12 protein-coding genes are annotated in these 14,810 nt (G+C 52.7%); 4 read left to right on the top strand and 8 right to left on the bottom strand.

Annotated elements, in window-relative coordinates; all coding sequences use genetic code 11:
* Positions 1 to 59: 59 nt before the first annotated feature.
* Entirely contained in the window at positions 60 to 893 is an 834-nt protein-coding gene (locus CVV44_06900) for an endonuclease III (GenBank protein PKL40136.1), read from the top strand.
* A 7-nt stretch (positions 894 to 900) separates the two neighbouring features.
* Here CVV44_06900 and CVV44_06895 read toward each other — a convergent pair whose 3' ends face one another.
* The 4 genes from CVV44_06895 to CVV44_06880 all read right to left on the bottom strand — a co-directional run bounded on the left by CVV44_06895 (position 901) and on the right by CVV44_06880 (position 4,849).
* Positions 901 to 2,772 carry a thiamine pyrophosphate-binding protein gene (locus CVV44_06895; protein ID PKL39943.1) on the bottom strand — a complete coding sequence of 624 codons (1,872 nt, stop codon included), beginning with the start codon at positions 2,770 to 2,772 and terminating at the stop codon, positions 901 to 903.
* A 5-nt stretch (positions 2,773 to 2,777) separates the two neighbouring features.
* Entirely contained in the window at positions 2,778 to 3,410 is a 633-nt protein-coding gene (locus tag CVV44_06890) for a ribose-5-phosphate isomerase (protein ID PKL39942.1), read from the bottom strand.
* Between the two features lie 63 nt (positions 3,411 to 3,473).
* Entirely contained in the window at positions 3,474 to 4,304 is an 831-nt protein-coding gene (locus CVV44_06885) for a 3-keto-5-aminohexanoate cleavage protein (protein ID PKL39941.1), read from the bottom strand.
* A 29-nt stretch (positions 4,305 to 4,333) separates the two neighbouring features.
* A complete protein-coding gene (locus tag CVV44_06880) occupies positions 4,334 to 4,849 on the bottom strand; it encodes a hypothetical protein (protein ID PKL39940.1) in 516 nt (171 codons plus the stop codon).
* 95 nt (positions 4,850 to 4,944) lie between these two features.
* Here CVV44_06880 and CVV44_06875 point away from each other — a divergent pair, with 95 nt between their 5' ends.
* The gene (locus CVV44_06875; GenBank protein PKL39939.1) at positions 4,945 to 5,727 is read left to right on the top strand and encodes a hypothetical protein; all 783 of its coding nucleotides are present in this window, start codon (positions 4,945 to 4,947) and stop codon (positions 5,725 to 5,727) included.
* A 39-nt stretch (positions 5,728 to 5,766) separates the two neighbouring features.
* Positions 5,767 to 7,029, top strand: coding sequence for a hypothetical protein (locus CVV44_06870; protein ID PKL39938.1), 1,263 nt, complete (start codon positions 5,767 to 5,769; stop codon positions 7,027 to 7,029).
* Positions 7,030 to 7,057: 28 nt separating this feature from the next.
* Here CVV44_06870 and CVV44_06865 read toward each other — a convergent pair whose 3' ends face one another.
* The 4 genes from CVV44_06865 to CVV44_06850 all read right to left on the bottom strand — a co-directional run bounded on the left by CVV44_06865 (position 7,058) and on the right by CVV44_06850 (position 13,228).
* Entirely contained in the window at positions 7,058 to 8,431 is a 1,374-nt protein-coding gene (locus CVV44_06865; protein PKL39937.1) for a hypothetical protein, read from the bottom strand.
* Between the two features lie 21 nt (positions 8,432 to 8,452).
* Positions 8,453 to 9,958, bottom strand: a complete 1,506-nt coding sequence (locus tag CVV44_06860; protein PKL39936.1) for a hypothetical protein — start codon at positions 9,956 to 9,958, stop codon at positions 8,453 to 8,455.
* Positions 9,959 to 10,216: 258 nt separating this feature from the next.
* A complete protein-coding gene (locus CVV44_06855) occupies positions 10,217 to 12,061 on the bottom strand; it encodes a long-chain fatty acid--CoA ligase (GenBank protein ID PKL39935.1) in 1,845 nt (614 codons plus the stop codon).
* A 3-nt stretch (positions 12,062 to 12,064) separates the two neighbouring features.
* Positions 12,065 to 13,228: a hypothetical protein gene (locus CVV44_06850; GenBank protein PKL39934.1), complete on the bottom strand. Its 1,164-nt coding sequence runs from the start codon at positions 13,226 to 13,228 to the stop codon at positions 12,065 to 12,067.
* 228 nt (positions 13,229 to 13,456) lie between these two features.
* On the opposite strand from CVV44_06850, the gene CVV44_06845 reads away from it, so the two are divergent.
* Positions 13,457 to 14,809 carry an MFS transporter gene (locus CVV44_06845; protein ID PKL39933.1) on the top strand — a complete coding sequence of 451 codons (1,353 nt, stop codon included), beginning with the start codon at positions 13,457 to 13,459 and terminating at the stop codon, positions 14,807 to 14,809.
* Position 14,810: the final 1 nt, after the last annotated feature.

Here is a 14,810-nt window from a genome sequence, read left to right as displayed (position 1 = left end):
AAAATATGTATTCAGGAGATGCTTTTCTTCCCAGGGTAGGGGATTTCAGGACCCGGTATATGACGGGGAACCACGATCTCTCTATTGATGATGAAGAGGTGAAGGCATTCCGAACCATTGTTTATGATTACTATAAACGGTACCGTCGCGATTTTCCCTGGCGAAGAACCGGGGATCCCTACCATGTCCTCGTCTCTGAAATAATGCTTCAGCAGACCCAGACTGACCGTGTTTCTGAAAAATTCACGGAATTCATAAAGGCCTTTCCGACACTGGAGAGCCTGGCCGGGGCTGAACAGGGCCGTGTACTGGCACAGTGGCAGGGGCTGGGTTATAACCGGCGGGCGGTAATGCTGCACCGCCTGGCGGGGCAGGTCATGAATAAATATGGAGGAGTGATACCCGATTCACCGGAAGAGCTGGTTCTGCTGCCGGGAATAGGGAAGGCGACGGCCGCATCGATCTGCGCCTTTGCTTTTAATAAGCCCGTTGTCTTTGTTGAAACCAATATAAGAACGGTTTTTATCCATATGTTTTTTCCCCACGGTGATGACGTGGACGACGGCAGTATCGTGCCGTTAGTGGAGCGGACCCTGGACAGGGAGAATCCCCATCACTGGTATTCCGCTCTCATGGATTTCGGTGTCATGCTGAAAAAAAACTTTACCAATCCCGGGAGAAAGAGCAGGCATCATCAGAAGCAAAGTCCCTTCGAGGGATCAACGCGGCAGGTTCGTGGGATGATATTGAAGGCGCTTATTGCCGATCAGGGTCTGACGGCCCGCGGTATGGTGAAAGCGGTGAATGCACCGGAGGAAAAGATCTCCCGGGCTCTTGATGACCTGGTAAAGGAGGGTCTGGTTTCCCGCAGGGGCAGGAGATATTATCTCTAAGGCCTCCTTACAGCCCCAGGCGATGATGCTCCTTCTGAACGCCTTCGCACCAGTTGCCCACATTCCAGTCGCCGAAGACTCCCATGCCGGCCCGTTCATCGGGACCGCCGTAGACCGGTACGTGGATTACTGCCAGGCCGGGATGCCCGGCGGCTTCCTCGAGCGCCATGGTAAACTCTGATGCCGTGTACCCGCCGAAAAGTCCCAGGACTCCCTGTACGGACCGGGCCATGGCCGCGTAGTCCACGACAACTGAATCGGATGTTTTATACCCATGACCGTACTGGGCATTCTGCAGACCGTTTATGGCGGCCATACACCGGTTGTCAAATATGACAATAATACCTGCGGCACCGTGCTCCACGGCGTCGATGAGTATCTGGGGGTTCATCATGAAACTGCCGTCGCCGCAGAAGGCCATGGGTTTGAGGCCCGTCATGGCGCTGACAAGAACGGCCGAAGAGGAGAAGCCCATGTAGGATGATCCCGTATCGGTGAAGGTCATGCCTTCCCGTTCGTCCTCGATTATCTGGAAGCCGTTTGCCTGTACATCGCCGGCGTCGAACAGTTTAGTATAACTCTTTTTATCGGCGAAGTCACAGGCCGTTTTCAGCGCAACGGGCTGCGTCATGACCTGTTTTCCCCAGACCCGGTCGTGCAATCCCGCCAGTTCATACCGCTTCCGTTTGAAGGATTCCCACTGCTTCTTTTTTTCTTTCATGGCGATGCCCCAAGGTGACGAACCGTCAACGGGCGTGAAACCGTTTTTTTTCATGTTCCGGATAAACGCCCGAAGGTTTGTTTTTGCGTCGCCCACAACGATGATGCTCCGGTTGTAATGGGCTGCATGGCCCGGATGTATGTTGAAATTAATTATGCGCCGGGCATTTTTCCACGCAGTACCGGAACAGTCCCACTGGCACACGGCCCGGGCGCCGATGACGATAACCAGGTCCGCTTCATTCATGCACCAGTTTCCCGAAAGAGATCCCTTGGAACCGCCCACGGTCATATTGCGTTGTTCCGAATAGGGGACTATGCCCTGGCTGCTGGGCCCCGAAACGATCGCCGCGTCCAGTAGTCCGGCCAGCTCAAGTATTTCCTTTCCGCACCCCCGCGCTCCGTTTCCCAGCTTGATGGTGATATTTTTTGCGGTTCGGACCGCCTCAATTGCGTCGGTGAAAACATGCTCCCGCGTTTCGGCACAGACGGCTCGCTCCGATTTTTCCGGAAGTTCGAGAAGGTTGAATTTTCGCAGTACGGCGGGCTGCACATTCATGGGAGCCAGGAGGAAAAATGGACCGTTATGTGCCGTTGCGCCTGTGGCTGAGGAACCGGCCCTCAGTGCGGCAATAATGGACCAGGGTTCAAATATGGAAAAGGCGCTACCCATGACGCTGAAGAGTTTCAGGAACATACCCTGTCCCTCGCCGGGGATTTGCTGCATGTTGAAACCCTCGTTGTGTGTCGTCTCGTCGCCGAAAATATACCAGACCCCGGCGCCGTTCGATGCCGCCGTAAGCGATCCCGCGAAGGCCTGGAGCGCACCGGGACCGATTGATGTAATGACTGCCGCTGTTTCTCCTGTAAGAATTTTAAGAGCCGTGGCAGCGTGGCTGGCAGCGGTTTCATGATGGACATTATAGGTTTTCACGAGTCCAGCGTCTTCATAGACGCGGAGGGCCTCGCCTATATCGGTGGATCCATGCCCGAATATGCCGATGTATTTGCATACACCCTGGCGAAGGAGCCCCAGGACCAGGGCCTCTGAAACGGTTATGTCCTGGAACTGACTGAGTCTGCCGGCAGTCACGGCCTCTTCGATGCCGCCGCAGTCCCTGATCAGGTCAGCCCGTTCCTTTATAGTAATGCCGGTCATATCAGTCACCTTTCCGTTCTTTCTTTTACGGCGGCGGCAATATCCCTGTCGCCCATAGTGTCGATATCCAGAATATCCATGAAACCGGAATAGAAAAGGGATGGTTTTATCACTTCATCGGGAAGGCCCATTATTATTCGCGGCATGGTCGTATGAGTGGCGGAGGATATGTTTTCAAGAAGAAGACGCGACTCTTTCTGCGGTTCGCGCCGATGTTCGGGATAACCGCATCCCCGCTCCACGCTGAAAATATGGTCAAAAATAAACCGCAGGTTTACATCACCGGCCCAGCCATAGCCCTGGTTCAGCATGAGAGATATGCAGTTACCGCCGTTGATCTGCGTAAAAAGCCAGCCGTCCAGGGGGGTCACGATATGCCCGCAGAAGATACCGGGATACTGCATAACGGAATTCAGGTATCCCTGGCCGGTTCCGCAGCCTCCCACGACAAAATCGGCCCTGCCCGAGGCGATCAGAAGGGCGCTCATGAATCCCGTGTGAATGTAGGATATTTCCGGAGTCTGGCCGCTTTTTTTCATGCCGGCGTTTACAATCTCGTGGCCCCGTCCGTCAAGGGCCGCCATGATGTCGCTGTTACGGTCCGCTGCGCTGGTTTCATTTAACACTGCTATCTTCATTGTTTTCTCCATGTTGACAACGGCTGCAGGGCCGCTGTATGAAAGATATTGAAAACCGGAGGGCTACGCTCCCATACCCAGTATGGCGCGCGCCTCATTGGGTGTGGCAACCTCACGGCCCAGTTCCCGTGCCAGGCGCACGACACGCTCAACGAGCCGGGCATTGCCTGCCGCCGGTTCGCCTTTGTGATAAAAAACATTATCCTCGAGGCCCGTGCGTGCATGGCCTCCCGTTATGATTGCCATGGTATTCATGGCGAGCTGGCACCGCCCGATGCCAGATACATTGAAGACGGATCCTTCGGGGAGATGATTTATCATGGTGACCAGGTTTTCCGGAGTGCCGGGGTATCCTCCCATGCCCCCCACACCCATGACGAAGTTTATATAATAGGGTGTTTTCAGCAGTCCCTTGTCAATGAGGTTTTGCACCTCGCCGAACATGGAGGGATTGTACACTTCCATTTCCGGCTTGATATTTCTTTCAAGCATTTCACGGGCAAATGTTTCTATCTCAGAGCGAAGGTTGTAAAAAGGGATCTCCCGGTCACGGTAGAAGAATACAACGGAACCCATGTTCAGCGATGCCGATTCGGGACCGGCATCCAGACTGGTGATGCGCTTTTCAATGGGAATACCGGGACCTCCCGTGGTGTTCTGGATGATGACAGGGCACCGGCTGCTGATGCCGCTGTTCAGGGTTCTGAATATGGCGGGATCTCCCACGCCTTTTCCTTCCGCGTCGCGTGCATGGAGATGGACCAGGGCGGCGCCGGCATTGTAGCAGTCCATGGCGTCGCGGATTATCTCATCGGGCTGTTCCGGCAGGGCAGCGTTGGCTTCCTTGCCGTGGATGCCTCCGGTGAGGGCAGCGGTGATAATGAGCTTTTCCATAGGGGCTTCCTTTTTTCAGGATAATTGTATCATATCTGCGCCTTTTTAGCAGCCTTTATATTTTTCAGCACATAGCTGGTGGAGATTGCCGGTGTGAACACGCAGGCAATCTCAAGGGGGACAGAGCCCGTATTGAGCGTTTTATGCAGTATACCGGCCGGTGCATAGATAGCCACGCCGGGTTTCAGGTCATATTCGGTGTCGCCAACCCATGCCTTGCCTGTTCCGGACATGAAAATCATGAGTTCACCCGCATCTTCATGTCCATGAAAATCTGTGCACCCGCCCATTGGCGCCAGGGTTGAAATGATAAAGGTAAAGTCCTTTACCTCTTCATCGGTTTCAGGCGACATTATGACCTTCAGTTCTCTTTCGAAGGGTTTCTCTACTTTCATTCCGTGCATGACGGAAAAGTCTTTATAAAGCATGGCAGTTCCTCGAGAAGTAATATTGCAAAATATACAACAGCATTGTATAATCGTCAATAATAATTTTTGATTTTTATACCATGATTGCACCAAAAATAAGAGATTTAAACTGAACATTCTTCAAATTCAAGTTTCGTGTTTATCTTCTTGACAGCCATAATGATAATGTACAACATTGTATAGTAAGAAACAATTTTTGTATAAGGTACAATATGTCCAACATGACTATCCAATCCCTGGACCGGGGACTGAAAATACTTCAGATCCTGGGGAAGGCGGAAAGGCCCCTTTCCCTTAACGAAATAGCCGAGTCATTCACTATTGACCGTTCCTCGGTGTTTCGCCTCATCGCCACCCTGGTGCAGAGTGATTTTGTCCGCCAGGACAGGGAAACAAAAAAATACAGCCTGGGATACAGGGTCATGGAACTGGCCGGCGCCTTCGGCGAGCAGTCCCGGATCGAAACTATCATCCGCCCCATTATGCAGCGCGTCTGCATGGAAACAAAGCAGAATACGCACCTGGCTGTCCTGGACGGGAAAGACGTGGTCTTCATTGCCGTGGAACAGCCCCGGGCCAGTCTCACCATGCATATTTCCGTGGGCACCAGGGAACCGGCCTGGGTTACGGCCCTGGGAAGGGCTCTCATTTCTTTTTTCGACGGGGAGCGGCTTGATACGTTTCTCTCCGGTCTGGAAATAAAAAAATTTACCGACACTACCGTAACGGACCAGACGTCTCTGAAAGAGAGGGTCCTGGAGGCGCGCCGGGATCGTATTGCCCTGGACAACGAAGAATATAAACCGGGCGTTGTCTGTTATGCCGCGCCGGTTTTGAACAACCGCGGCGATGTGGCCTATTCAGTGGGGATCTCGGGATCCCGGGACCTCATCATGCCCCATCAGGAAAGTTACAGTGAGATAATAAGAAATGCCGGTTTGGAGATATCATCCCTGCTGGGATATTCCGAACAGGCAGTCCCCGGTAAAAAGTAGTAAAGGCTGCGGGCGGGACAAACTGGTCCGGGAGTGAATATGATGCTGGTCTTCTACATGTCATCTTTGGCCGCTATATCCACGAGCTGTTTTATCCTCGGCTTCTACATATTCCTCAAAGATAGATCCAGCAGGATAAACAGATTGTTCTTCGTGAATTCGATGCTGCTGAATGCGGTTATACTCTTCACCATACTAATTCAGCTGCAGGAAACGGCACTGAATGTCAAATTATTCCAGAGTATATATAATATAGTCTTAATATTATTCCTGCTTGAATCACTGTATTTCAACCTTGAATTTACCAGACAGAAGTTGAAACATTTCGTTGTAGTATCAATCATTCTTTTTTCCGGCATCATATTCGCTGTTTTTATACTCAGGGGACCGGAAATGCTGGAGGTGTCGAGGGTAAAGGGCTTGTGGGTGTACGAGCTGGTTGGTACCCGGTTCTGGTTTCTTCTCTATTCCCCTTACCTGACCTGCATCGCATTACTCATGTTATATTATCTTTTCATGTTCAGCAGATCAGCTTCGCTGCAGAAGGAAAAAAAACAGGCGAAAACTGTGATGATTGCCATATTTCTTTCATACGGCGGAGGATTCTGTTTTCTCATGATCCTGCCGGTTTTAAAGATATATAAAGCACCGCTTCTTACTCCCTATTTTTTCGCGGTATATCTGTACGGCGTTTTCTTTGCCATGATTAAATACAAGTTTCTCTCATTCAGCATCAGGGATATGGCCTTTGACATACTGCCCTTCATCCATGACAGTATAATAATACTCAGTCCCGAAAAAAGAATACTGGAAGTAAACGGCGGCTCCGACGGGATTTTCAACGGGAGAGCCGGATATTTCAGCGGGAAAAATTTTCTGGAACTGGTAGAGCATGATGACGGCCTGCCAGCAATGCTCGACGAACTGATTTCCGGCAGGATCGATTCTTTCAGCGCCAGGATAATTTACCGGAAAGAACCGGAGAATGTGATTACCGATTCATACATTTCCAGAGTGTCGGACCGGTTCGGTGATTTTGCCGCCATACTCGTGGTCTCGCGGGAAAACAAGGGAGTCAGCCAGTTTCGGAAATATTTCAAAATAACCGGGAGAGAGATGGAAATAATTTTTCTGATACTGTCGGGGCTCACCAATAAAAGCGTATCGGCACAGCTGAAGATCACGGAACGAACAGTCGAAACGCACCTGACCAATATCTATGGGAAGCTGGGCATCGGCAATAAAATAGAACTGGCTAAAATATCCGGCGATTTCAGCATCAGGCCCCTGAAGGAATTATGATGGGGATATCGGGTATTCTCCCGGGCCTTCATTCTTTCCGGCGAAGATCTTCGAGTATGCCGGTGTGCATTTTTTCGTCAATGGGATACCTGCTTATGAAAAAAATACCGATCATGATCAGTGCCACGGGAACCAGCGTTGCGAGGAGCCTGATGCCGTACAGAGTTGATGTGCCCTGTTCCTGTGCCGTTATAACGGTGTTGATTTCCAGGGGCTGCAGGTATCCGATGGCCGAGAGTCCCAGGCCCGTGATGAAGCCCGCCAGGGCAGCGGCCAGCTTGTGGCTGAAGTAAAAAAAACCGTAGAGGATTCCCTCGCGGCGCAGCCCTGTCTTCCACTCCGAGTATTCCACCGTGTCAGGGATCATGGCCCAGGGACTGAAAAACATGGTGGATATGCCGATGCCGGTGACAATGAACAGGGGAATGAATATCCCCATATTGAAATTTTTCACGAAAAACAGGACGATGAGACACAGGGCGACGATGAGCATGCCCGTATTAAAGGCGTTTTTCTTTCCTATTTTTTTTGACAGGTAGACCCACAGCGGGATGCTTACGGCAGCTGTGGCAAAGAGGCAGAGGAAGACCAGGGGCACAAAGGATTCACGGTGGAAATTGTATTTGAAATGGTAATTCACCATGGCGGCCAGGATGCCGATGGCGCCCAGGTGCATTACCATGCCCAGGGAAAGAACGATGAAGGGCCTGTTGGCCAGGACGACTTTTCTGATATCACCCGGGCTGAATTTCTCGGTCCCGGTCTGGATCCTCTCCCGGACGGAGAAAAAAGTTATAAGCGTGAAAAGAGCGGCGATGATGCCGTACACCAGGCCCACGAAGCGCCATCCCTGAACCGGCGATGAGAAAAGGCCTGCCAGGGGTTTCGTGGCGCCGGCCACCACCAGGGTCCCCAGGATCGCAAAGAACATGCGGTAACCCGTAACCCGCGACCGCTCATGGGAATCCGTGGTGAGACTGGCGGTCAGGGCGCCATAGGGGATGTTCACCACGGTATAGGCCGTGCAGACCAGAAGGAAAGCCGCGAGCCCGTAGATCACCTTCCATGACTCCGGTATGGCTGGTGAGGCAAAAAGCAGATACATGCTAACGCCCAGGGGCACAGCGCCGAAAAGGAGATATGGGCGTTTCCGGCCCCACCGGGATTTTGTCGCGTCCGACGCGAAGCCGATTATTGGATCGGTCACGGCATCCCAGAATTTCGCCACGAGAAAGATGGTTCCGGCAGCCGAGGCGCCGATGAGAAACACATCGGTAAAATAAAACATGAGGTAGAGCATGACGGACTGGTAGACCATGTTGGCGCCGAAGTCGCCCAGGCCGTAGCCCAGCTTCATACCCGTGGAAACCCTGTCCTGAGCAGCTGTCATGGTGTTTTTCATTGGAGCCTCCCTGTTATGTGTTCATATTCCGAAAGCGGACCGCAGTTTCAGCGCCTCCTCGGCCTTGCCCTCAATTTTCAGTTTTCCCTGAAGGTATGCCATCTCGATTTTCCGTTTTCCCAGGAGAATGGCGGCCCAGGTCCCGGCCGGTACATGGATCAGCAGGGACGGTGAAACCGGTGTTTCCCCTTCTTTAACAGTGAGTTCCCCGTCATTGATGAGCAGTGAATAGCTCGTATCCGCTGCGCCTCCCTCGGCGATAATATGCAGTCCTATCGAGGCCTTCCATCCCGCTGCTGCCGCTTTGTTGAATTTCCCGATGAATTCTTCCGTGAGGGAGCGGGCCTGCGGGGCGTACCTGGAAAGGTCGGCCGAGAGACCGAGCCGCTCCAGGAGGCTTCGTCCCGTATCTTCTGTTTTCATGTCATGCCGTCTTTTCCTGAAGCGGGTCAGGGCGGGGAAAGACGCATCCATTTCGTCAAGATAGACCTCGCGTCGCAGGTGCGCCGATTTCTGTACAGCCAGGGAGAACTTCAGTATATCACGCGCTTCGGGACCCGAGAGCAGGGGCTTCTCCACGCCGAGAATAGCGTTTATAAAATTGCCCGTGGCAATACGGAATCCCTCACCCCAGTCCGATTTAACGCCCGTGTAGTGTTTCCATCCCCGGTTGGTAAATACGCTTACGGGCGGCCCGTCCAGGATAAGGCCCGTGCAACGGCGCACAAGTATCATGCCCTTTGTTCCGCTCACCTCGATCCATTCGTCGTTGGCGTAATATTTCGACGGGATATGAAGGTCCGGCAGGTGAACGAATTCAGTGCTTCCGAAATAGCCCTTTTTAAACCGCCAGGTGACCACGGCAGGAGCGTCGATAATGCCGTCCATGAACTCGATCCACGCCGAGACCCGCTCGGCCTCGCCCATGAGGTACCACGCCGTGGTCCACAGATGATGGCCGTGGTCAAAGGTTTCGAGTCCCAGGGTGTTGCCTCGTTCACGGCTTTCCCTGAGGCGCCACTGCCATGACTCGGGAGGAATGTTCCAGCCGCCGGAACCGCCGCCAATGAGTTTTATCCTGAGATTGACGGGGTCACCGATATCGCCGCTTTCAATGATTTTTTTTGCCAGGACGATGGGCGGGTAAAAGGCATAATTGTCGGTAACGCGGAATATATTTTTTCCCGCATCGGCGGCGCGGATCATGCGGTCCGCGCTTTCAAGGCTGACCGTCATGGGTTTCTGCAGGGCGATGTGCTTCCCCGATGCGGCAGTGTCCAGGACCATGGGTTCATGGAGTGTGTGGGGCGACAGTATCTCCACGGCATCGAGGGAAGGGTCCTGAAGCATTTCCCGGTAATCCGTATAGTGTTTCACGGCTTTCCAGGTCTTTTTCCGCGCCACGGCCAGTTCTTCATTTATATCACATACGGCATAAATCCGTGCTCTTTTATTGTTCCGGTAACCTGGATAATGGACATCGGCAATCCGGCCCAGGCCGATTATTCCCACATTGATGGCGCTCATGGACCCTCCTGGGAAGCTTAAATATGATATTGCAATATATACAATAGTATTGTATAATTGTCAACAATTATTCTGGGCTGAGAGATTAATCAAGGCATCGATGATGCATTATTAGTTATTGTTAATGATTGTACCGGTTTTCATGAATTATTCAAATACAATTATATTGTATGGCGGAAACACGGGGTCAGAGCATGGAACTGATCCGGGAGGGACAGAGCCCGGGATGTAACAATGGGGACAGAGCCCCCGGAGCGGTCAGACTTCAGGATTTTTTTCGTTATACATGGATTCTATAATTTCGGCATACCGCTCATTGATGACCCGTCGTTTCACCTTCATAGAGGGCGTGAGCTCTCCCTGCTCCTGACTCCACGGTTCGTCCATGAGTGTATATTTTTTCACCTGTTCCACGCGGGAAAAATCCTTCTGGTAGTGATCGATTTCATCGCTGAACAACGAACGCACCTTTTCATGGAGAAGCAGTTCTTTTCTGCTGCCGAAGGCGATTCCCTCCCGTACGGCCCAGGCCTCGAGGTTTTCAAAATCGGGGACCACCAGGGCCGTGAGAAAATTCCTGCCGTCGCCGATTACCACGGCCTGCTCGATGTATTTCGAATACATGAGGTTTGTCTCGATATTCATGGGCGATATATTTTTGCCGCCCGACGTAATGATGATGTCTTTTATTCTACCCGAAACGCGCAGGTATCCGTCATTGTCGAAGAAGCCCAGATCGCCGGTTTTAAAAAAACCGTCATCGGTGAAGGCTTCCGCCGTGGCCGCATCGTCGCGGTAATAGCCCGTCATGACCTGGGGCCCCCTGATGAGGATTTCACCGTCAGGTGATATCCGGACATCGGTGCCCTGGACAATTTTACCCACGGCCCCGGGCTTGATGAGATCGGGACGGTTGGCGCTTACCACGGGAGATGTCTCTGTGAGGCCGTATCCCTCAATGATGCGGATATCAAGTCCCATGAAAAACCGGGCTATCTCTCCGGAAAGCGCATTGCCTCCCGAGACGGCGAAGCGGATACGCTCCATGCCGAGATTGTTCTTGATACGCGAGAAAACAAGCCGGTGCGCCAGGGCATACCGCAGCGCGAAGATCCCTTTCCGCTCCCGGTCATGAGCCAGGTATTCCACGTTTTTTCGGGCAACATTCATGGCGCGGGAGAAGATGATGCGGCGCAGTTTCCGCGACTCCCTGACCCTCTGCTGCACGGCATGGTAGATCTTCTCGAACATGCGGGGCACGGCTACAAAGGAGGTGGGCCGCACTGCCTTCAGGTCCTCCAGGAGTGTCGAGATATCCCGTGCGAAGGAAACCTTGGTGTTGGTGCTGATGGCCAGGTAATATCCTCCCATTCTTTCCAGGGCATGGGAGAGCGGGAGAAATGAAAGAAAGTCGTGCTTGATGGTGAGCTTGTTCCGGTAATGGTCGTGGACCTGGCGCACGTTGGCGATGAGATTTCCGTGGGACAGCATGACGCCCTTGGGGTCGCCCGTTGTTCCCGATGTGTATATGATGGTGGCCAGGTCGCGGGGTGTGATGGCGTTCTGCGCGCTATCGGGGTTCAGCAGGTCAAGCCGCTGCCGGCCTTCTTCGATGGCCTTCTGAAAGGTAATTACCATGGGATCGTCAATAAGGATATCATCGAAGACTATGATTTTTCTCAGCGCCGGAAGGCTGTCCCGGACGGCCAGTACTTTGTCCGTCTGCTCCCTGTCGCCGGTAAAACACAGGCAGGCCGCGGAATGGGAAAGTATATAGTAGGCCTCGTGAGCAGTGTTTGTGGCGTATATGGGAACATCGGCGGCTCCCGTGAGGAGCGAGGCCAAATCGGTGATCCACCATTCGTACCGTGTCCCGGAAAAGATGGCTATCCGGTCGCCGCGGACCACGCCTTCGTGTATCATCCAGGCTCCCAGGCTGTGGACCATGTCGCCCATCTCGCGCCAGGTCACATCGTGAAAAGTATCCTCTTTTCTATAAGCGACACAGGGTTCATCGGCGTTGGCCTTCACCCTGTTCAGGAAAATACCGCATACGGAATTTTCTGTGATTTCATGAACCTCGGACCGTACCGTGCTGTTCATGCATTATACCGCAGCCGCGCCGGTAGTAACAGGCTCGGTTGCCGGATCGGCGTGACTGCCCTTGTCCAGCTCACCGAAGTTCGTTTCATTGGCGTACCTGAAGCAGTTGCCGATGAATCGCTTCGTGTCGGGAAGGTTTATCCCCGATCCCTCCAGCGCCTTCCTCGTGGCGTCCACGCCGTACTGGGGACTCATTTCCCAGATATAGGGTTCAAAGGCGCTGAAGACCCTGGTGACCTTGGCATAGAGGTCCGGTTTGAGGCGGCGGAGCAGGGGACGTATCATGACACGCCATACCGACGCCGGGATTGCCGCTGTGCTCTTATGGAATTCATTTTTCACCATACCGAGCATCGTGGTGAGCCTGATATTTCCGCCGGGGCCGGCTGCCAGGGGAAAGCATTTCCCGATGTTGGCTTCGATAGATGAGATGTGTATAATGGCCTTAGCGACGAAATCAACGGGAACGATATCGAGCCGTGTCCGGAGGTTAAGCGGTACAGCCGGGACTTTCCATACGAGAAAAAGCTTCAGCATGGGATAGATAACGTTCCGCGGCTTTGCCTTGCCCGATTCAGACAGGCCCACGATGATGGACGGGCGGTATATTATAACGGGCATATCCTTCATGTTTTCCCGTAGCAATTTCTCGGCCTCGTACTTGGACTGTTCATAGGTGTTCTTGAACCCGTACGCGTCGGTGAGGTCATTTTCACCGGCTATGCCCTTTCTTTTTCCCGCCACGAAGCAGGTGCCAACATAGGCAAGGTGTGAGAAACTCGCGCACCGGTCATGGCAGTCCCTGGTAAAGGCGATGATATTGGCGGTGCCTCCCACATTGGTCTTCCGGATAGCCTCCAGGGTTTGATTGAATCGCACATCTGCGGCGCTGTGGATGATGTGGGTCACTTGCCGGGTCAGCTGTTCGTGGATATCCGCGTCCATTCCCAGGCGTTCCCTGCCCAGGTCTCCTGCCACGGCATGGATGCGTTCCGTATCATCGATACCCGCTTCACGGCATATATCCCGCAGTCTCTCCTGGGGGGTGTTTTCTTTTTTCCCCCTGATGAGGCAATATATCTGACTTTCCCTGTCATTGGCTAAGAGGGACAATATTTCCTGTCCCAGGAAGCCCGTTACTCCCGTTATAAAGTATGTTTTTTTCATGTTATTACTCCTGTCAGGCCTGTATTGGCATCACTTTAAAGAATATTGTGGTTTAAGTAATAAAAAACCGTCTGTACGGTATAATCGTTCAAAATAGGTAAAAATGTCAAGAACAATAGGAATCAGGCAAAATGCGCTTTATGTATTGCTATTGACATTTCCCCCTTTTCATTGGTAGGATTGCGTTACTATTGCAGCAAAGTTTGAAAATCGGCAGGGGGTAATGGCATGGATAAGAAAAAAGGGGAGCTTTCCTTTAAGGTTAAAACAGGGTATGGTTCCGGCGACCTGGGAGGAAACCTTTTTTTTACCGTCGTGGCATTCTGGCTCATGAATTATCTAACCGATGAAGTGGGACTCTCGGCTAGCCTGGCGGGAGCGGCCCTCATGATCGGTAAAATATGGGACGCCGTCACTGATCCCGCCGTGGGATACCTCTCGGACCGGACAAGAACACGCCTGGGAAGGCGGCGCCCCTGGATGCTGGCCGGCTCTGTTCCCCTGGGGTTGTCTTTCTTTTTCCTGTTCACCAATCCCCGCCTGGAGGGACAGAGTACGCTCTTCATCTGGGCAGCCCTGGCCTACATGGCCGTCTGTACTTTTTACACCTTTGTCAATATTCCCTACAATGCCATGACACCGGAACTGACCAAGGACTTCGACGAAAGGACCGTGCTGAACGGATATCGCATGATGTTTGCCGTCGTGGGCACCCTTATCGGCGCGGGCACGGCTCTTCCCATCATCAATGCTGCGGCGGGACGCACCGCCGGCTATATGATCATGGGGGGCATATACGGCGCCATCATGACGGTCACGGCCCTTGTTCCCGTGATCACCGTGAAGGAACCGGTTCACGGCAAATTTGAAAAAGGCGAAAATATTTTCAGGTCATACCTGTCAGCGCTGAAAACCAGGCCCTTTCTGCTTATCCTGCTCCCCTGGGTCTTCAATATCATCGGCATCACCATAGTGACGGCGACGCTCATATACTACTTTAAATACGTGCTTATGAGCGAAGGGCTCATGACCGTTGCCATGATAGTCCTTCTCGTCACATCGATGATATTCATTCCCCTGGCGGTGAAGCTCTCGGAGAGGATCGGGAAAAAGCAGACATACATTGCCGGCATGAGCCTTTTTGCCCTGTCGGTTCTCATCGTCTTCTTTCTGGGGCACCTGCTGGATATAAAATTCATTTTTGTCATGATGTTTTTTTCCGGCATGGGTTTTTCCACGCACTATGTTCTGCCCTGGGCCATCATCCCCGATACGGTGGAATACGATTACAGCCGGACCGGAATCCGAAGGGAAGGGGTCTTCTACAGCCTCTGGACTTTTTCCATCAAGCTGGGCCAGGCCCTGGCCGGCCTCCTTGTCGGCATTATTCTCGATGCTTTCGGGTACCTGCCCGATGTGCCCCAGACAGCCTCGGCCATGCTGGGCATACGGCTTCTCATCGGGCCCTTCACGGCCGTGTTTTTTATCGTGGCCAACACTATTCTCTGGTTCTATCCCATTGACCGTGACGCCTATGAAAAAATCCGTGATGACATCAGGAAGATGGAAGAGGGACAATAGA

This window comes from Spirochaetae bacterium HGW-Spirochaetae-1, assembly GCA_002839375.1.
Lineage (GTDB): Bacteria > Spirochaetota > UBA4802 > UBA4802 > UBA5550 > PGXY01.
Note: the sequence above shows the minus strand (reverse complement) of the source record. Positions and strands in the feature narration are given on the sequence as shown.